Genomic DNA, 20,705 nt, shown 5'->3' with positions numbered 1-20,705 from the left:
GGCCGGACTTTTTTGTTTGCTTGTCTGCCCCACCGCTTCTTTGACCCAGTAAGGATTTCACGATGGATGTGCTCGTCTTTATTCTCGCCATGTTTCTGGGTGGCATCGCTGCCTGGCAGATTTTTAATTGGTACTACGCCAAAAAATTTAAAACGCCCAAACAAGATGTGACCACTGAATCCTTTGTTTTACTGGAGCGCATCGAGAAGGTCTTTAAGGTGGTATTGGCTGAAGGCTACTTCACCGAGATATACGACCACAACACCAAAAAAGATTTCTTCGGCATTTTCAAAACCAATAGCAAAGCATTGGTGGTCGCCAAGGCCAAAGTGTCGGTGGGTTACGATTTTTCCAAAATGAAATTCCGCCGCGATCACAACAGCCGCACCTTGGTGATTGAACATTTCGCCGACCCGGAAATTATCTCTATCGATACTGACTACAAGTTTTACGATATCAACCAGGGCATCCTCAATAAATTCGATAATGATGATTACACCGCAATCCTCGCCGAAGCCAAAAAGTTGATGCAAGAAAAAGCGCAGGAAAGCGAGCTACCGGAGATAGCGCAAAAACAAGTGCAATTGATGATGCAACAACTCTGCGCCTCTGCCGGATGGCAGTTGGAGCATGAGAAAGTATTGGAACCGCTGAAAACGGTTCAGGTCATTACCGGCGACAATAATAAATAAGGAATTCAAAATGGCACTACTCATTATTTTCACGCTGGTCGGTATGGGCATTGGCGAAGCCGTGTTTTATAACAACGGTTGGATCATCGGCGGCGCACTCGGCTTTTTAATCACCAAAATTTTTCAAATGACCAGCACCATCAATCGCCTTGAGCGCGATGTGAAAATACTGCAAACCCAAGCCGAAAATTCGCCCCCGCCAATTGTGCAACCCGTTCAGCAACCGGCGGCGCAATCAGCGGCACAGGCAGCGCCTGTTGTTCCTATTGTTGCCGAACCAGCGCCAGAAAAAATTCCATTGGCCGAGCGCTTGAAAGCCCATGGGATTGAATTGCCGCCAGAAGTACCGCAAACACCACATACACCTCAAACAGAAAGTTCTACAGACAATAACGATCTGCCCATCAGCGATGCTGAACTTGAAAACCTTGCGATGGCAACGGCGCAACCTGCCGCTGAGCAAATCAAACCCGCTGTTGCGTCTGTCCAATACAGATCGCAAGAGCGTGTCCCCGCAGAACCTAACGCATTTGAAAAAGGTATTGCTTATGTGAATCGCTTTTTTACCGAGGGCAATCCCATTGTGCGCATCGGTATGGTGGTGATGTTTTTCGGTTTAAGTTTTTTAGTGAAATACGCGTCCAACCAAGGTCTGTTGCCGATTGAGTTGCGCATGGCTGCCGCTGCAGCAGTGGCGATTGCATTAATCGGTTTGGGCTGGAAAACCCGCACAAAAGAGGGCGGCTATGGGTTGGTGTTGCAAGGCGGTGGTATTGCCGCACTCTATCTAACCGTATTTGCTGCGGCAAAAATGTATTCGCTTATGCCGACCGGTGCCGCCTTTGCGTTGATGTTTATTATTGTGATGCTGGGTGCCGCGCTCGCGGTTTTACAAAATGCACAAGTGCTTGCGCTTATGGCCACTGCCGGTGGTTTTCTTGCACCCATTCTTACGTCAGACGGCTCTGGTAATCACGTAGGTTTATTCAGTTTTTATCTGCTGCTTAATATTGGAATTCTCGCCATCGCCTGGTTTAAAACCTGGCGCTTGCTCAATTGGGTTGGTTTTGTTTTTACCTTTGTGATTACCTCAGCCTGGGGTGTGCTGGATTACCAGCCGCATTTGTACGCAAGCACCCAACCGTTTTTGCTCGCATTTTTCGCACTTTATTTAACCGTTTCGATTTTATTTTCGCTCAAGCAACCGCCGAACTTAAAAGGTTTGGTAGATGGCAGCCTCACTTTCGGTTTGCCCATTGTTGCGTTTGGTTTGCAAACCGCGCTGCTCAAACACACCGAATACGGTTTGGCGATTAGTGCGTTGATTCTCGCGGCGATTTATATTGGTTTGGCGCGTGTGCTCTGGGCTAAATACCAAACTACACATCGCGTATTGATCGAATCGTTTATCGCACTCGGTGTTACCTTTGCCACCTTAACCATTCCACTCGCGTTGGATGCGCAGTGGACATCCGCCACCTGGGCACTTGAAGCAACCGGTTTGATTTGGGTCGGTTTGCGCCAGCAGCGTTTCCTGCCGCGTTTTGCCGGCTATTTATTGCATATTGCTGCGGCCTTTTCGCTGGTCATTCACGGCATAGATGCAGGTGCGATTCCGCTGATCGCAGGCGATTTTATTAGCCTCTTGATTTTGGCAGCGTCGGCCCTGTGCATTTCCTATTTACTCACGCGCTTTGCTGAACACAGTAATCGTTTTGAAAAGCCCTTCGCACAACTCACGCTAATCATCGGTTGGTTGTGGTGGTTACTCGCCGGTTATATCGAGATAGAAAAGCATATTCCCGGCGAACAACACTTCCCGTCGCTGATGTTATTTTTTGCAGCTTCAGTTGCTGCGTTCGTGCTACTGAGTATAAAAGTACAATGGCCACAATTGGCGCGGGTCGGTTTCTGGTTGTTGCCTTTAACTTGCGTACTGGCAATGAGCAATTTTGGTGAAGGCTTGTTTATCGGTTATGACGTTTATCCCTCGCAAGGCTGGGGTTTGCTTGCGCTGCTGGCTTTTGTGTTGGTGCAATATCGCTTTTTGTGGCGCCAACGCGAAATAAGTTCTTGCGGTTTGCTCAGTGTGTTTCACGTCTTAACCGCCTGGTTTTTATTTAGCCTTGTGTATTGGGAGGCGATCCATTGGCAAAACGAACTTAATTGGCACGGCACCAGTGCAGCGGTATTGTGGTTTGCCTGTTTGGTAGTGCCTTTGGTTGCCTTGTTGAACCTCACCAATAAATCCATTTGGCCGTTTGCAAATTACCCTGCGGATTACAAAAACTTAATTCCCGCACCACTGCTGTTTGGTCTATTGCTTTGGTTTATTTATGCCAGCCACTATTCCGGTATTACCGATCAATTCTATTTGCCCATTTTAAATCCGCTCGATTTAGCGCAAGCAGCGGTTCTGGTAATTTTTGCTTACGCAATTAAGCGCGGTTTTATCGGCTTGCATTCTGCACCCGCAGAGTTGCGTTACGGCGCAATCGGTTTATTGGGTTTTGTGTGGATTAACATTGTGTTGCTGCGTGCAATTCACCAATACGCCGATGTTGCCTATGTATCCCATGTGATGTGGGATTCCGTCATCGTACAAATGGCATTATCGATCCTGTGGGCGATCTGTGCATTGGTTATCATGAACCTCTCGCGCCGCTGGCAAGAGCGCAAACTCTGGATGCTCGGCGCGGGATTATTGGGTTTAGTGTTGTTAAAACTTTTTACCAAAGACCTAACCGGCACCGGCACGCTCGCGCGCATTGTCTCGTTTATGGTTGTCGGTGGTTTGATGTTGTTGATTGGTTATTTATCGCCAATTCCGGCGAAGGCGAAATCAACAACAGATGAAGAGGTTTGATTGTGGAGTTAGCCATGCAAGTTATTAAAAAGCGTTTCCTATTGTTATCGTGCTTACTGGGTATGACGGCCAACGCCGAGGTGATCCCCGTTTACCAAATAAACGAAGCGCCCGGCACCTATGTGCAAACTACGCTTACTCACGATATTTATCGCTACAGTGCGGACACGCAGCTAAATGATTTGGTAGTGACCGATGCGCAAGGCAATAAATTGCCTTACCGCATTACGGCGCCCAGTACCCAAGTGAATGAGCAATCGCAATTAGCCGATGCGCGTTTCTTTCCCGTTGCCGTCGGCGCACCGCCTGAGGCGTTAATCGCGTTAAGCAGTGCATCAATCCGGTTGGATGCGAATGAAATATCGGTCAGCGTAGAAAAAACCACTAACGATAAACTGCAAGACCAAAGTGCACCGGTTGATTTTTATGTGGTGGATGTAAGCGATCTAAAAACCCGCATCGATAAATTGGTGGTGGATTGGCAGGTAACGGAAACTAGCCAATATTTGGAGGTACAAGTCAGCGGTACTAATGACCTCACTACTTGGTCGAACATCGCGCAAACCACATTGGTGCAATTGCAAAAAGAAGGGCAGTTGCTTACTCGCAATAAAATTTCAGTCAATTTGAGCGAGAAACAATACGCCTATTTGCGGTTGAAATTCACACGTGGCAATGAGAATTTGCAGCTCAGCAAAATCCAAATCGAAAACACCGATAAAGTCGCCAATGCCTCAGAGGTTGATCGCTGGGAAGTAAAAGGCACACTCGCAGAAGATCAGGATTCAGCACTGCGCGCAGGCAATCACACCGCCGCCATGCCTGTCGCAGCATGGGAATTTGCGCGTGACGATATTGCGCCCGTTGCCAATATCAGCCTCAACCTCGGCACCATTATGTATGGCGATAACATCAAAGTGTTTTCGCGCAACACCGAAAAACAACCCTGGCAATTACTTCATCAAGGAATTTGGTTTAATACGCAAGTAGGGAGCGAGTGGCAGCAGAGCGATGCAATCAATATCTACAGCAATAGCGATATCTACTGGCGCGTTGAACTCAACGAGTTGGTGCGCACCACGCTTAATCCCTCCTTGGTTTTCCATCGCCAACCACAAACGCTGCAATTTATTGCAAACAATGCCGCGCCTTACAAAATCGCGATAGATGATCAAGCCGCCCCCAATAGCCAACAAACCAGCACACAGATTTTTTCGCAGTTGGTGAGTGGTAAAGAATTGCAGTTGGGGCAGGTGGCATTTACGGAATTGAACCCGAATATAGATTCGTTTGCTCGTCATGGAATGCAGGTGAGTTGGAAGACGCTGTTGTTTTGGGGGATTTTGTTGTTGGCTGTGGCGGTATTGGTGGGTGTTGCTGTTCGGTTGATGGGGCAGATGAAGATTTGAATTCAATTGGGATTGCTCTTGAGAATCTGCTGAAATAATGGAGATTGTTGTGAAGTCACTAAAAACCTATGTTAAATACTTGATTTATTGTGCATTAATTATCATGGGAGTCTCGTTGCTGGTATCAATTTTGATTTGGTTGTTGTCTTTCTCTTTATGGGTAACAGTGCTAACAACCAAAGAATACGGATACGCTTATGAGCTGAAAGACAACGTACAGACGGCAGTTGTGAGTGTTTGTGGCGCAATCCTGGTGGCTTTTTGTGCCTTTTTTGGAGTGAGAAGCCAAAACTTAAGTGCTGAAAAACGTCACAATATCGATTTAAATAGAAGTCTTCGAAAAGATTTATATTTTGAAGTATGCACATCTTTTTCTCAACGTTACGAGTACTTGATAAATTTTTCCAATCCTTTGATTGCAGAAGGGGATAGAGAAAAATTAATGAACAATAAAAGTGAAGGATTATTTAAAATGCAAATGGTAGCCTCAGCTGAGCTAATAAAGAAAATGCTTGAGGCGGAAGAGGAGTGGGCAAAATCATTATTTGATATTAAATTTAATATAATCAATAAGCCAACATGCCATTTAGAAAAAGTTATAGAGGTTATGGAAAGAGTGCAGCCTTATGTTATTAAAGTTGCTGAGTTTAATGTGCTTGCTCGTCGTGATCTCAAAGAAGATTTTCCTGATGAGAGTGAGTACATGAAAATCATTGAAACTAGTTTTAATGGAATGCCAATTTTTCTTAAGAAATTAAAACACGAAGTTGAGTGTTGATGCAGTTGGTGTTAACTCCACATCGTCATCCTGAGTTCAATGAATAAACTAGATATCAGCAAATATTTGTTTGCAAATCAATTAAAGAGAGTGTGATGGCTTCAAAATTTTATGTGGTATGGGCAGGGCGGGAGACGGGGATTTTTACGGATTGGCCGACTTGTAAGAAGCAGGTCGATGGATTTGTGGGGGCGCGTTATAAATCGTTTCTAACACGTGAAGAAGCCGAAGCCGCTTTTGGTGGCGCAAAATCTACCGCCGGAACCGGACGTGCTGCAGCCGCTAGCGGTGCCAAAATCAAAACCTATAATGCCGCTGAAGTAAACGCATTACCCGTCGATGTAAAAATATTTACCGACGGTGGATGCGAACCAAACCCCGGCGAGGCGGGTTCGGGTTTAGCGGTTTATCACGATAATAAAGTGGTTGAGCTTTGGTATGGTTTGTATAACCCCATGGGTACTAACAACACCGCTGAATTAAATGCATTGCATCAAGGTTTATTATTGGCAAAAGATGAAATCGCCAAAGGCAAAACTGCAGCGGTTTTTTCTGACTCCCAGTACTCCATCCAATGCGTTGTGCAATGGGCAATTGGTTGGGAAAAAGCGGGTTGGAAAAAGAAAGGCGGCGAGATTAAAAACCTCGAACTGATTAAAGAAATTTATTCCCTGCACCAAACCCTGAAAGACAAAGTGCAAGTGTTGCATGTGAATGGCCACGTTGGTGTACAAGGCAACGAACTCGCTGACCGCATGTCCATTCTTGCTATCCAGTCCCGCGAAACTGAATTTGCACTCTACCGCGAGCCGTTGGATATAACAGCAATTTTGGCAACACGTGCAGGTTGATGAATAGAATGAAATTCGGTGTATGCCCTTGCTGCAGATCGCGCAATTTAAAAAAGATTCAAGGGGAGCAATTCACCTGTTTGGATTGCGCGGCACCTTTGCGCTTCACATGGAATTGGCTGCACTGGGCTAGCATCATTGCCTACATATTGTTGTCACATTATTTGGATGAGGTTCCAGTAACTATTCGCTTTAGCATTCTTGCTGTGGTGCTGGTGGTGTTGCTGATTTTATATTTTCGCCTTCGCCAGTTTCATTTGGATGAATTTAAACTTGATGAAGAGCTCACTGCGGCCAAGAGCGAGTTGTATCAGATAGACAGATTTGTTGGCGGCAAAATCGGTGTAATCGACTTTATTAACGAAGTGGATGAGTTAAAAAAGACCTATGCAAAAGAGCCTGCAATACGGTCGCTTGTACAGGATCACTTTAACCGTGTCGGTGGTTTGAGTATTGAGGAGCAGGCACTCAGTTTTACATCAATCCACCCTTATGTGGATCTTAAAAAGATCGCGCTTCAACAGCAACACGAGACCCGTAAACGATTTGAGCGTTTGAATGCCTACAAATTACAAATCTAATGTAAATAATCACCTCATTCAGAAAAACATTGGTATTCCCGCCACTAACTGCTTTAATCCCATCAGCAACACAAATGGCAGTCTAAGGCTGCCCACATACGATAATTATCGTTTACGCGGTTAAATCCGTCTCTTTACAAGCCACTTATGCCAAAAGCCCTGAACAAAGACACAAAACTCCCTAACCCAAAATTAAATCACATACTCGCCTCGCTCCCTGCCGCGGACTATGAACGGATTTTGCCCGACCTCAAACTAATCGATATGCCTCTCGGCTGGACTATGTCTGAATCGGGCGATCATATTAGTTACCTGGATTTCCCAATTTCGGGCATCGTCTCTTTGATGTATAACCTCGAAGATGGCTCAACCAGTGAAACAGCACTGGTAGGTTGTGAGGGTATGGTGGGGATATCCATTTATATGGGCGGAGAGAGTATGCCCTCCAGTACGGAAGTGCAGACCGCCGGACAAGCCTATCGCCTCAGCCGTAGATTGATGAAGCGCGAGTTCGCTTTGGGTGGAGAGTTACAACATTTATCCTTATTATTCGCCCAGGCCTTAATATGCCAAACATCGCAAACGGCAGTTTGTAATCAACATCACTCTGTCGAGCAACAAATGTGTCGCTGGATGTTGATGTCGTTAGATAGATTGAAAACTTCTGAACTGTTAATCACTCAGGAAGCCGTTGGCCGACTCTTGGGTGTAAGGCGTGAAAGCGTGACACAAGTAGTGAGCCTGCTGCAAAAAGACGATTTGATAGAGCGTGGCCGTGGCCGTATTAAAATTTTGGATCGCGTCAAGTTGGAAAAACGTGCCTGTGAATGTTACGCAGCTGTTAAGGATGAGTACGAGCGTTTGCTTCCAGGTAGTTTGAATTTAGAATAAGCAGAGCAATATAAAATTTAACACTGGGCAGGAAGGGCAAGGAGCTGCATATATCCCGGGTAGATTTTTATACGTTTTTGGCAATATTATGAATAACACTGTGTCTGGTTTTTTCCCCCGTTATTTTCACAACACCTCATTTACCGTTTTTGCCTTTCTATTATTTGGTTTGTTGTTGTGGATACCCTCGCTTTTTATTCCCTTTTGGGGCGATGATTATTTTTTCTTAACGCAAGCACGTGAAGCTCGCTTAAATGGTGATTCCTGGTGGTTGCCGTTTGTAACGCAATCGCAAACCGGTTTCTGGCGGCCGTTAAGTATGGATACCGGCTGGCGGTTTGTAGAACAAGTGCTGCACGGCGATGTCATATCCGCGCATATTTATTCATGGTGTTTAACACTCGTATCGCTACTGGCCGTAGCTTGGTTCGCGTATGAATTTGCGCGGGCGATACAGTGGCCGCAACCAAAACTGATTGCACTACTCACAGCGGCTATGCACGCGGTACATGTGGCTACTTATTTGCCGCTGCATTGGGTCGCAGCGATGAATAGCCCGACGCTGGTGTTTTTTATGAGCGCAACGCTCGCCTTGTGGATTGCATTGCCGCGTTTGCAGGGCAGGGTTCGCTGGCTGGCTTTACTGATGCTCCCCGTGCTGCAATTGCTGGCATTGTTTAGTAAAGAGTTGGCAATTTTAATTCCCGCATTAGTGGTGGTGCTTGCGATATTTTTGCGCGACAAACAAAGCTACCAAAGAGCGGATGTAGTTGTTTTGTTGGTGTGTGTAGTGATGTGTTTGGTGTGGTTGTATTTCTATAAAGAGTTCACACCCAGCCGCCATTCCGCTTATGGTTTGACGCTGGGCGAGAATCTGGTGATTAATACCCTGAGTTATTCCGCATGGATTTTTAATGTGCCGCGCGAAGCCTTGCGTATGATCGTTATGGAGCGATACTTGTTGGGGGTTGCATGGGCGGCTGCCTGTTTTATCCCCATGGCTATTGTGTATTGGCTAAGTATTCGCGCGTTAAAACCTTCACTCACCATTGTGCAATGGCTTGCGGGTTTGGCTTTTTTAATTATCGCTTACGGCCCCTATTTTTTATTGGCTAACCAATCTTATGAATATTATGCCGCTGTGGCGATAATACTTCCCCTGCTGTTGGTTGCGCGCGCGCTGGTGATGACTGATCGAATTAAGATTGGTTTGTTACTGGTAGGTTTTTCATCATTAATAGCAGTGCAGGGCACACGCTCGGCAGCTTACCCTGCGGTAATTGATCGCGCCTTTTGGGCGGAACGGCAAATAGAAACATTGCAACAAGATACGATTGTCTCGCCCTTATTGGTCAGGGTTGCTAATGAACATCAGTTTGCCGCTATAGGTGTGCGTGGCTTAGAGTGGCGATTGGGGTTGCCCATAGGCAGTGTAATACTCACACGGGATTGTTATCGCAACGGTGAAAAATTAGCACAGAGAATTCTGGTGCAAAATACTGCTGGGGATTTTGTGTGGGAGGATTGCAATTGATCGCAGCAAAACAGATTTGTCTTAAAACAATTTTAACTACATATGCAGATGAACTTGCTTTGATCATCGGCAATGGCATCAATCGTTACAACAGTGATAGTGGCCTGAATTCGTGGGATGCAATGTTGTTGGATTTATGGATTAAACATACTGACGATGACCCCAAGGATATTCCGCTCGGAATATCACTCACTGAATTTTATGACGCACTGGATTTAAGTAGCACCTCTAAAACCAAAAACCTACAAAAAGAATTTTGCGATTTTCTTGTTGGTTGGAATGCAAAAGCGCATCACCAGACGATGATGGCTTGGGCAAAACGCCATTCAGCCCCGGTATTGACGACTAACTTTGATGAGACCTTGTCAGATTGTGCCGCGCTGGAATTACACCATGCCGATGCTGTGCGCTTTACGGATTTTTATCCCTGGGCCAGCTATTTTGCAGCGGGAGAAGTTAGAAACCCTGCGCAGGAATTTGCGATTTGGCATATCAATGGTATTAAGCGCTATTCGCGCAGTATCCGCTTGGGGTTAAGCCATTACATGGGCTCCGTTGAACGAGCGCGCACCTTAATCCATAAGGGCGGGGAGGGGCGTTTATTTGCCGATGCCAACCATGGCAAGTGGAATGGTCGCGATACATGGCTACATATTATTTTTAATAACGACTTGTTGTTTATCGGTTTGGGATTGGACACTTCTGAAATATTTTTGCGATGGTTACTGATTGAGCGCGCAAAATATTTTAAAACTTTCCCCGAGCGCGCCAAAAAAGCCTGGTATGTTCATGCAGGGCGGGACTTATCACAAGGACAAACAATATTTTTGAAAAGTGTCGGCTGTGAAATTATCAAAGAAGAGAGTTACGACGCGCTTTATGGGGATAGTTGGTCAGTCCTTTGACTCCGATCGCTTAGGCCGCTCGTACATTTATCTGTGCGGTCTTAAATGATCGACAGATAAACAAGAGGGTTTCACGCGTTTGAATATCGGTTACCGTTCGTGCGACCGCGACGGCAGTTTCAAAATCGTGTTTCAGGCACAGGCATCTGACTTCACGAATCAATTCAATGTCTTTCCTAATCAAATCCATCTTCTACCTCATTGTTAGTTGAAATCTCCGTGTGGGAATCACACATTTCTACCTGCTCCGCAGGCACCGTTGTAAGTATCGCGTAGGCTCGCAAAAGCTCCAATCCGATAGGTCTGGTTTGCTAGATTAGATTTTCATAACAGGAATTTTGCTAGCACTTTCACGCCTAATAAGCCCCCCACAGAATGATACAAAACCGTCTTCAGATCGTATTGGTGAACACTAGCTTGCCAGGATCTTTACAAATGAAAACAGCAATTTATTGGTTCAGATATGACCTGCGGTTGGCTGATAACCCCGGTTGGACGCAATTGGTTGCCTCCTGCGACTCTGTGGTGGGTGTGTTTGTATTGCCCAAACGCTGGTTTGTGCCGGGGCGTTATCAAAGCAAGGGCATAGAATCCCATCGTTTGAGGTTTTTGCTTGAATCACTTGTTGATCTGCGCTCCCAGTTGCGCGCCTGCGGTAGTGAATTGATCGTACTTGATGGCGATCCTGCGCACGAGCTTGCAAGCCTCGCGGAGCATTTGGATGTGGGGGCAATTGGAGTGGGGCAGCATCCGGGCAGTGACGAGTGTGATGACGTGGTGCGTGTGCAAAATCGGATCGATATTCCGGTCAAGTCCAGTGAGAATTTCACGCTCTTTGATCGCGCCGAATTACCCTTTGATCTGCAAGACTTGCCCGATATTTTTTCGCAGTTTCGCAAGCGTGTAGAGCAACAGCCGCCAAGCTGTGCACTCTCTGCGCCACAGCGCTTGCGTCAGAGTGTGATGGTTGATCATTCAGCTTGTGTACTGGACAAGTGGTGCGCGATTTTGTCAGCGCAGCGTATGGCCAATCCAGTACATTCACAGGCTCTGGCTTTTTCGGGCGGCACCAGGGCAGGTGTTGAACAATTACAATATTATTTGGAAGATTCACACAACATTGCATCCTACAAAGAGACGCGCAATCAACTTGATGGCTGGGATTTTTCATCCAAGTTATCGCCTTGGTTAGCCTTTGGTTGCATTTCTGCGCGGCAAGTTGCCGAGGCTATTCGGCACTACGAAAATAAATATCAGGCCAATGATTCCACTTACTGGCTGTATTTTGAATTGCTCTGGCGTGAATACTTTCAATGGCTCGCGTTTCGTTACGGCAAAAAAATGTTTGCGCTGCGCGGCATACAAAATAAAAATCCGCTGTTGAGTTTTTATTCCGCTGAGTTTACTGCCTGGTGTTACGGTAATACCGCCAGTGATTTTGTGAATGCGTTTATGCGGCAGCTACTTAACACGGGCTGGATGTCGAATCGCGGCCGCCAGATTGTCGCCAGCTATTTGATTAATGAATTGGGTGTTGATTGGCGCTACGGCGCTGCCTGGTTTGAACAGCAACTTATTGATTATGACGTAGCCGCCAATTGGGGTAATTGGCAGTACCTTGCCGGAGTGGGCACAGATCCGCGTGGACGGCGGCATTTTAATATTGAAAAACAGCGGCAGACTTACGACCCCGAATCAATTTTTATCGAGCGCTGGGGAGCATAAATCTAACTGCTGCGGTGGTGTAGCAAATACTGATGGTGCGCGGGGTTTTGTGATCAATTCCTGCAGAATCGTATTCTGTATCGCGCCTGATCTGTAATTCCCGGTTTATACTATCGCCAATTTATTATTGGTATGGTGTAAGTCGATGGATACGCCGATTTTTAATATTCACGATGTCATTTTGATTATGACATTTGCTGTTAGTGGTGCATTGGCGCTCATGCAGCCTGTAGTGCCTGATTCCAACCACTTGGCAAAAGGCGTGTTGGCGATATTTTATATCTGTATTGCCATCGACGCCGTGTGTACTTTGTTGCTCTGGAATGATCAAATCCACCACAGTGAATTTACTTCCTATGTTATTGCCTATTTTTTTGTGTTGGCCTCTCTCATCAAAGGCGCTGCGCTGTATTTTTACATTCTGGCGATTACCCGCGAAAATTTTTCATTTCAGCTGACTGATGCGCTGCACCTGGTCCCTGTCTCGTTGTGTTTGTTATTGTTAGTGGCGCTTAGAGTCAATACGGATGTATTGCGTTTTGATCTCGATGAGATTAGTCCCGCATTTGAACGGGCCATTCATGGCATTTGGTATTTTATTAAGATAATGCCGGTGGTTTATGCGGTGGCGGCACTGGTGGGGTTGCGTTGGTATCGTCAACAGTTGCGCGAGCGTTATTCGTCTATTAGCGATGTGCCGATCGATTGGCTGAACTACTTGGTGATAGGCTTTTTATTCTCATGGATGTGGACGCTGGCGGCAAATATTTTGGGTAACATTTCCAGTTTATCAACCGCAGAAGTGGTAGGGCTGGCAAATAATTATATCAATTTCGTTCTGGCGATTGCGCTATTTGCCTACAGTATTGCCTATGTCAAAACCCTTCTAAGGGCAGGGGGCGATAACCAATCGGCTGAAATGCCTGATAAAACCAGTGAAATGCTGCTTGAGAAAATCCGTGCAGGCATCGAGCTACAAAAACTCTATTTGAACCAAAGCCTCACAATTGAAGAGTTTTCCAATGAAATAGCCGCTCCTTATCGAGAGGTTTCCAATACCATTAATAAACACTTTAATACCAATTTTTTTGAGTTTATTAATCGCTACCGGGTGGAAGAAGCCAAACGTATGTTGGCTGATTCTGCCTATGATTCGCTAAGTATTTTGGAGATATTGCACGAGTCCGGGTTTAACAGTAAGTCTGCCTTCCAACGGTTTTTTAAACGGCTAACGGGTGTTTCTCCGCGTGCCTTTAGAAAAAATCCGATGAGCGTAAAAACCGACTAGTGTAAAAACATAATGGCGTAAAGAACAAAAAGGGCGCCTGTGCCAAGCGGACATCAGGCGCCTTTTTTAGTTAGGGTTTTTGGTAAATACGCACATGCTCAATTTCAAATGAGCGCGGGAATATAGAATCATCCACCGCCCCGCCCATATCGCCACCAACAGCAAGATTCAACAATAAATATTGCGGTTTGTTGAACGGCCAGGCCGCTATTCCAGAGCCAGTATTGTAATAAGTGTGATACACAGTGTTATCCACCGCAAATACAATCTTGTCGGCAGTCCAGGTCATTTGATAATTATGGAAGTTGCTGCAAGCATCGGGAATTTGGATGGATTTGCTATCGCCCCATGTGCTTTCGGTTGCAGGTGTCCAAATGGTTCCATGCACAGTCGTAGGATCCATACCCACATGCTCCATGATGTCGATCTCGCCATTGGCTGGCCAGGGGTCATTGACGGTGCCGAGTGTCCAGATTGCCGGCCAGGTTCCTTTGCCGCAGGGCATTTTTGCGCGAATTTCAAAATGCCCATACGTCCAACTGGCTTTGCCATTGGTGATTAAACGTGCAGAGGTATACTGCTGGCCACCGTAATCAGCTGCTGAGGTGAGCGCCTCTTTGCGTGCAGTAATAATTAATTTTCCATTTTTTACTTCAGAGTTTTGTAAACGCGCTGCTGCATAATATTGTTTTTCGTTGTTGTACCAACCGGTTTGGTTCGCCTCTGTGTCGTATGCCCACTTGGTGCTACTTGGTAAGCCAGCAACATCGAATTCATCTTGCCACACCAAATTGTAGCCAGCCGGCACGCCATTGTTATTGGATGCTGAACTGGATGATTTTGTTGATGAGGCGACGGAAGATTTAACTGCAGAAGAGGATTTACTCGATGAGGATGATTTGATCGATGACGAGGATTTGCTTGAGCTAACTGCACCATTGGGAATGACTTCGATCCAATTAAAATTCCAACCCGCCGTTTCGGCATAGACCCCAAGCTGATAAGTCCCTGCTGCGATAGTGGTAGTGAACGAAACGGTCTTCCAATTTTGCCAGCCGTTGGTCGCCGATATTGGAACACTCCCCAAATAAATTGACCCGGCATTCAAATCGAGCGCAACGCGCGCACCGGTTGGACTGGCCACACGCAGGTTGATGGTATAGCTACCACTGCTGGGGATCACCAAATTGCTATAGGTGAGCCATTCATTGGCGGTGATCCAACCCAGATTAAAACCGCCATTGGTATCCAGCGTTTTTTCGATATCGACATTATCTGTGCGATAGGCGCCTCCGGTATTACCGGTGGTGGAATCGTAATAGTAGTTGTAGTTCTCCGCTTGAAAAACAACTGCTTGCGCCGGAGCGCATAGCATCCCGGATATCAACAAACCAGCGCTGCCAAAACAGGTGTTATTGAAAAGATGTCGAAGCTTCATACTAACCTCATTAATTATTCGTGGATGATTGGGCTCGCCAAGGCGATACCACTCATGAATATTTGCGTTTGGCTGGGGCTAAGTCGCTCCACTTTTCGCCAGGAGAAAAATCAAACGTCCCATTCCAGTGTGCGGAAGTGGGTTGTTGGAGAGGTTTGTGCGTTGGTTCGCAGCCACAGGGCGACCAGGGTTTGGTTTTGTAAATTCCTTGTTATTTATCTGATAATTGGGTTAGATTTGCCGGATAAACACTAATAACAGGATGATTTACTGATGACTAACCTACGCTTATCCCTGACGACTCTTATAGTGTCTCTTCTTTTTAGCTCTGTAGCCCATGTGGCGTCCGCCGCTGCGCCAACGACGGCACAGAATCCGGACCAGGAAGAGTGGATCGATTTATTTAACGGCAAAGACCTGAGCAACTGGTCGCCGAAGATCCGTGGTTTTGCGCTGGGTGAAAACGCATTTAATACGTTTCGTGTTAGCGACGGTATTCTGCAAGCGCGCTACGATGAGTACACCGAGTTTAAAGAACGTTTCGGCCATATTTTTTACAATGGAGGGCCGTTTTCCCATTACAAAATCCAGGTGGAATATCGTTTTGTGGGTGAACAAGTGAAAGGGGGCCCAGCCTGGGCATTGCGCAATAACGGTATCATGTACCACACGCAAGATCCTAAGACCATGGCAGTGGAACAGGATTTTCCGGGCAGCATGGAGTACCAATTATTGGGTGGTAATGGCAAAGACCCGCGGACCACCGGCAACCTTTGCACTCCGGGCACACATGTCGTTTTCAACGGAAAATTTACTGAAGACCATATTATTAATTCCAGCAGCGACACTTATCATGGCGACCAATGGGTCACAGCAGAATTAATTGTGCACGGCAGTGAAAAAGCCGAGCACTTTATCAATGGCAAAAAAGTATTGGAGTACACCGGTTTACAATGGGATGACCGCACGCCCAATGGCAGTGGTTTTATTGCTTTGCAAGCAGAGAGCCATCCAACCGATTTCCGTAAAGTGCGGCTGTTAAATCTGGAAGGTTGTATGGATAAAAAAGCGAATAACTACAAAAGCTACTTTGTAAAAAACAAACCTGATGCCTGCCAATACAACAAATAACCCTCATGTCACACCCTACTGGTAATTGTATTAACGGTACGTCGCTGAGTATGTGCTGGATGATTTAAAGCAAGCCTGATCATTATTGTTGCTTATTGCATTCGAATAACCTTGCGAGTGTTGTTAAAGCCAGCTCATAACGAGCTGGCTTTTTTATGGGCATCGCCGTAGTGCGGTTTTTTAGGGCAATCGAATGCCCTACGTAACGACAATTTATGTTGTGCAACGAACAGACGCTCAGCATATATGGGTAGATACTTTAATTTTAACGTAATGTTTATCTGTTGGCTCAGGTGAAACAGATTCCGGTTGATTGGAGCAGTTGTGGATGTGCAAGTGACGGATTTTCAGGATGTCACAATAAGCAAGAAGCCATTAGTTAGATGGCACCCTTATCCAAAGCGCTAAGGTTCGAGAGTGATATAGCTTGTAAGGTCAAGACATGAGGCAGATGACATGGAAATTAAAACTTTTTCAGATTTGATTGGCTGGACTCGTCAGCTGCATAGCTACTTGGCAAAATATCTTGCGGATTGCTCATCAAAAAATGAAGAAGAGCGAGCTAGATTACTACTCGATTATCTGGCCGAGCACGAATCCAAAATGGAAAAAATGGTGGCAGCGTTCGAAAGGCAGGCCGAAGCCGAAGTGATGAACACTTACATTTACGACTATTTATCTCATCAACCTATCCAATCAAACGAGATACCCTACGTGCAACTTGGCTTTGATAGTATCTGCCAAGAGGTGTTTGATTATCATCAGCAGGTCATTGAGCTCTATCGCGATCTTGAAGAAAAAGCCGTAATTCCTGAAGCGAAGGATTTGCTTGGTTCCTTACTGGCGATGGAGCAGCACGAGGCTATGCTGCTTGTCCGGCAAACAGGACGAATGAACGATCTTTGAGAGGTGAAGCTTCACTGCTCCACCTTTTATGCTGTGCACAACGGGGCATGAAATCATCTGCCATGTTTCAGTTTTTGTGTAGCTGAATTCGGCGCGGTGCCAGTTTTTACATTCAGTGAATTTGTACTCTTCCTTGAGTGTCCAGTAGTAAGTTAATGTCCTTCGTGCACTTCTTCTTTTAAGGTTGAAAGGTAAGCAACCAGATCGCGTAACTCCGCCTTGGTGAGCCCCAAACCCATTGGTGGCATAGGGGAAATTCCGCCGAACTCGAGTTTTTCAATTTCTGTACGCGCAATCGTTTTCGCTTGGTTGTTTGTGGTAATTGTCACGTCTGTTTTAGTTTCTGCATCAAACGAACCTTCAATCCTTTCACCTGTTTTTAATGCCACGGTGACACGGCCAAAACCGGGAGCGATTCGAGCTGCGGGTGCAACCAGTGCTTCCAGCATTTGTTCTGGTGTAATGCGGGTGGCAATGGTGGTTAAATCCGGTCCCACTTTGTTTCCGCGTGTACCTACCATGTGGCAACGAACACATTGGGTTGAGTTGCTGTAGCGAAATAGTTTGACACCTTCGTCTGGATTGCCGCCGTAAATAGATTCGCGGTAAATATCGAGTGGATTGTTTTTATCCTTTTTGCTTTCGTAAGTTGCCAGCAGTTGTTTAAATTCCGGTGTGCCGATTTTTTCCACCGCCGTTATTAGTTCAAGCTGTACTTCCGGTGCAATTTTTCCATCGATCAAGAGTGCCATTTGCTCGGCGAATACCGCTGCAGCTTCCGGTGCTTTTACATTCGCAAGTGAAAGCAGCGCTGCTTGTTGTTCGCCCGTAGTTCCATTTTTTAGCAAAATGCTGTGCATCTCTACCACTTGTGCGATGGGCAGGTTCAATTCAGGAACCAGTGCGAGGGCCTTCATGCGTACCGATTGGGATTTGTCTTTCAATGCGATAAAGACCAAGTCGCCGATATTCGCAGGGTTAAATTTTTTGAGTGTGTGCAGCGCGGCGATACGCACGGCATCCGATGAATTATGTTTGAGTAATTCAACCAGCTGGTCATTGGCTTTCTGGATATTTAATTCGCCCAAGGCTTTAACCGTGGCCTCGCGCACGTTGCTGTCTTTGTCGGCCAATAATGTGCTGTAGCCGCCACCAAGCGCTGCAATTGCTTCTGCCTTCGGACGGTCGAGTGGGCCGCGATACATTCCAGTAACACGGTCGTAGTTAGATGACTCTGCCCATACCGATACTGCTTGAATTGCTTCTGCGCGCAACTTTCCCGAGATATTTTTTTGTTGTGCAAATTGGATCAGACGGTTGGCATTTTCTGCGCTATTGCCCCCGGCATAAACGTTAGCGTTGATGGCGCGGCGCAACAAAGGCTCATTGGTAAACACGGGCTGTTCAATTAATTTGGCCAGTGCAGGCAACGCATCGACAACCAGATTGTCATCATTAATCGCTCGTGCGGCATTGGTGACAACAAATTCGCTTTTATCATTTAAAAATAAGGCGAGGGCAGGGCTTTCCATTTGTTTTAATGCAACCACTGCGGCGACCCGCACGGCTTCGGATGGATGTGTCGAGAGTTTACTTAATGCTTCCTGATTGCCAATACGTCCCAATGCGATAGCACCTGCGTGACGCAAATACACATCTTGTTCATTATTGGCCTGAAGCATATCAACCAGCGGTGCTATGGCCGATTCTGCGCGGATGCGCCCCAAGGCTTGGGCGGCATAGAGTTGCGCACGCGGATTTTTATCGGCAAGCAATGGCAATAATTTTTCTGTCGCCGCTGTGGTATTGGCATCGCCTAAAACCTTGGCGGCTTGCGCGCGAACCTCAGGATCTGCATCTTGAAGTAAATTAATTAATACCGCGTGCTCGGTCGGATTTTTACGCAGGATTTGCCCCAGGCCCCAAATAGCATGAATGCGCGCGAGCTGGTTGCTCGATGAAATGGCGATGGTCTGCAAGGGTTTTAATTGCTGGGTTTCCACCAATGCGAATTGTGCTTTTTGGCGCACACGCATATCCACATGGTTTAACAGTTCGACTAATTTCTCAGTGGGTTCTTTACGCAGGTCAGCAGCAAGCAATGTTTTGGTTTCTGTGCGGATAGCATTGCCAGCCGTATCAGGGGTGTCCAATTTCCACACTCGGCCTTTTTGTTTTAACCCCCAGCCTTCAATCCAATCACTCATGTAGAGCGCACCGTCAGGCCCGAAATCCAAACCGGTTGCTAACACGCCGCGGAAAACATTTTTGTCACTAGCCAATTCAAAACTTGCACCTTGTGGTTTCAATGTGAATGCGTTAACGCCTGCGCGTGTAGCCGAACCGACAAATTCCACCACAAAGAAATGATCTTTCCATTGGTCATTAAAAGCAGTGCCGGGGTTGTATGTCATACCCGCCGGGCCTGCGTGATAAGGCGCTACGGGTGGCAGTACATGCGCAGCCTGGCCTTTGAATTGCGGCTTGTAATATTCCTCATCCATCCAGACTTTGTAATTATTATTTTTAGGGTCTTTGTATTTTCCGAGCTGCCAATTAATTCGCCAGCCGGTATCTGAGCCTTCAATTAAGTGCACTACGCGTTCATATTCGCCAACGTGATCACCATCGTTATCCACACTGATAAAATTGCCGTATTTATCAAATGAAAATTCATAAATGTTGCGCAGGCCTGCGGCGAAGACTTCAAAGTTACTGCCATCGATTTCACTGCGCACAATCACGCCTTGATTTGGGTAGTGCCATTTTTTACCGGTGCTGTCAGTAACGCTGGTGCCTACGTCGCCCATGCTGTAATACATTTTTCCATCGGGGCCTAGCAGCGCGCCGGAAAGGCCGTGGCCACTAAAACCAATGTGCACACCGTAGCCATTGGCGAGTGAGGTTTTGCTATCCATTACACCGTCGCCGTCGGTGTCTTTTAATCGCCAAAAATCCGGGGCGACATTCACAAATAATTCATCGCTTTGATCGTTATAAAACATTCCTCCGATAACATCGGTCACTTCGGTATTAAAATCTTCTACTGCTGTGTGAGCAAAATCCGCTTTACCTGTGCCCTGCGTATCTTCCAAACGAATCACTTTTTCTTTTACAACAGCAAGATCGCGCCAATCGTGGCTGCCATCGTTATTACGATCAGGAATGCGTTCGTTTTGTGCACTTTTTTCCGGCGCGAGTTCACTGTGTAGAAATGCTCGGCGATCTTCAACCGTTGTGAATGCAACTGAAGGGTGTTCCCAATCGGGATAGGCGCGGATATCAAATTCAGAATTGTTACTGCGCTGGGTAATACCTGCCCAGATACGCCCTTTGTCATCCACATGGATGGCCACTGTATCGCCCAATAATTTTTCTGATGCCCAGAGTTCGCGGGTAATGCCATCGGCCAATGTCATGGGAACTTGCTGCTCAATAGTCTGTGCAGTTTGTTTTGCCTCATCGGGCGTGATGCGGGTGATGTCGAGCGCCGCGCTACTTGCTGCGGCACTTGCTTGTGTTTGTTGAGCTTCAGATGTGGGCGACTCTTTGGAGCAACCACCGATAATAATCAGTGAGCCGATAATAGGGACAATCAAATAACGGGATAAAGGGATTCCAAGCGGGCATTGTTTCAGCGTAGATTGTTTCATGGTCAGCTCACAGCTATTTATGATTATTAGTCACAGGGGACGGACTTGTAGTTGTGT

At 46.4% G+C, this 20,705-nt stretch carries 15 protein-coding genes; 13 read left to right on the top strand and 2 right to left on the bottom strand.

Annotated features, from left to right (window positions below; translation table 11 throughout):
- Positions 1-62: 62 nt before the first annotated feature.
- From J2X05_RS08065 to J2X05_RS08015, 11 genes are all read left to right on the top strand, one after another.
- Positions 63-692 (top strand): DUF4230 domain-containing protein, encoded by a 630-nt coding sequence (locus tag J2X05_RS08065; RefSeq protein WP_310071025.1) that lies wholly within the window; start codon positions 63-65, stop codon positions 690-692.
- 10 nt (positions 693-702) lie between these two features.
- Positions 703-3,558, top strand: a complete 2,856-nt coding sequence (locus J2X05_RS08060) for a DUF2339 domain-containing protein (RefSeq protein ID WP_310071022.1) — start codon at positions 703-705, stop codon at positions 3,556-3,558.
- A 14-nt stretch (positions 3,559-3,572) separates the two neighbouring features.
- Positions 3,573-4,967 carry a DUF3999 family protein gene (locus J2X05_RS08055; RefSeq protein WP_310071021.1) on the top strand — a complete coding sequence of 465 codons (1,395 nt, stop codon included), beginning with the start codon at positions 3,573-3,575 and terminating at the stop codon, positions 4,965-4,967.
- 49 nt (positions 4,968-5,016) lie between these two features.
- Positions 5,017-5,745, top strand: a complete 729-nt coding sequence (locus J2X05_RS08050) for a hypothetical protein (protein WP_310071020.1) — start codon at positions 5,017-5,019, stop codon at positions 5,743-5,745.
- 95 nt (positions 5,746-5,840) lie between these two features.
- Positions 5,841-6,596: a ribonuclease H1 domain-containing protein gene (locus tag J2X05_RS08045; protein WP_310071017.1), complete on the top strand. Its 756-nt coding sequence runs from the start codon at positions 5,841-5,843 to the stop codon at positions 6,594-6,596.
- Entirely contained in the window at positions 6,596-7,177 is a 582-nt protein-coding gene (locus J2X05_RS08040; protein WP_310071014.1) for a hypothetical protein, read from the top strand. Before J2X05_RS08045 ends, J2X05_RS08040 begins: the two co-directional genes overlap by 1 nt.
- A gap of 147 nt (positions 7,178-7,324) precedes the next feature.
- Positions 7,325-8,068, top strand: a complete 744-nt coding sequence (locus J2X05_RS08035) for a Crp/Fnr family transcriptional regulator (protein WP_310071011.1) — start codon at positions 7,325-7,327, stop codon at positions 8,066-8,068.
- An 88-nt stretch (positions 8,069-8,156) separates the two neighbouring features.
- Positions 8,157-9,602, top strand: coding sequence for a hypothetical protein (locus J2X05_RS08030; protein ID WP_310071007.1), 1,446 nt, complete (start codon positions 8,157-8,159; stop codon positions 9,600-9,602).
- Between the two features lie 59 nt (positions 9,603-9,661).
- A complete protein-coding gene (locus J2X05_RS08025; protein WP_310071004.1) occupies positions 9,662-10,507 on the top strand; it encodes a hypothetical protein in 846 nt (281 codons plus the stop codon).
- 435 nt (positions 10,508-10,942) lie between these two features.
- The gene (locus tag J2X05_RS08020; protein ID WP_310071001.1) at positions 10,943-12,232 is read left to right on the top strand and encodes a DASH family cryptochrome; all 1,290 of its coding nucleotides are present in this window, start codon (positions 10,943-10,945) and stop codon (positions 12,230-12,232) included.
- Between the two features lie 145 nt (positions 12,233-12,377).
- On the top strand, positions 12,378-13,520 hold the full coding sequence (locus J2X05_RS08015) for a helix-turn-helix domain-containing protein (protein WP_310070998.1): 1,143 nt from the start codon (positions 12,378-12,380) through the stop codon (positions 13,518-13,520).
- Between the two features lie 70 nt (positions 13,521-13,590).
- On the opposite strand, the gene J2X05_RS08010 is transcribed toward J2X05_RS08015, so the two are convergent.
- Positions 13,591-14,958: a family 16 glycosylhydrolase gene (locus J2X05_RS08010; RefSeq protein WP_310070997.1), complete on the bottom strand. Its 1,368-nt coding sequence runs from the start codon at positions 14,956-14,958 to the stop codon at positions 13,591-13,593.
- 273 nt (positions 14,959-15,231) lie between these two features.
- On the opposite strand from J2X05_RS08010, the gene J2X05_RS08005 reads away from it, so the two are divergent.
- Positions 15,232-16,089 carry a 3-keto-disaccharide hydrolase gene (locus J2X05_RS08005; RefSeq protein WP_310070995.1) on the top strand — a complete coding sequence of 286 codons (858 nt, stop codon included), beginning with the start codon at positions 15,232-15,234 and terminating at the stop codon, positions 16,087-16,089.
- A gap of 456 nt (positions 16,090-16,545) precedes the next feature.
- Positions 16,546-16,995, top strand: a complete 450-nt coding sequence (locus J2X05_RS08000) for a hypothetical protein (RefSeq protein ID WP_310070993.1) — start codon at positions 16,546-16,548, stop codon at positions 16,993-16,995.
- Positions 16,996-17,147: 152 nt separating this feature from the next.
- Here J2X05_RS08000 and J2X05_RS07995 read toward each other — a convergent pair whose 3' ends face one another.
- Complete coding sequence (locus J2X05_RS07995; protein ID WP_310070988.1) at positions 17,148-20,648, bottom strand: HEAT repeat domain-containing protein; 3,501 nt, start codon at positions 20,646-20,648, stop codon at positions 17,148-17,150.
- Positions 20,649-20,705 lie beyond the last annotated feature (57 nt).

Source organism: Cellvibrio fibrivorans, from assembly GCF_031457055.1.
Lineage (GTDB): Bacteria > Pseudomonadota > Gammaproteobacteria > Pseudomonadales > Cellvibrionaceae > Cellvibrio > Cellvibrio fibrivorans.
Note: the sequence above shows the minus strand (reverse complement) of the source record. Positions and strands in the feature narration are given on the sequence as shown.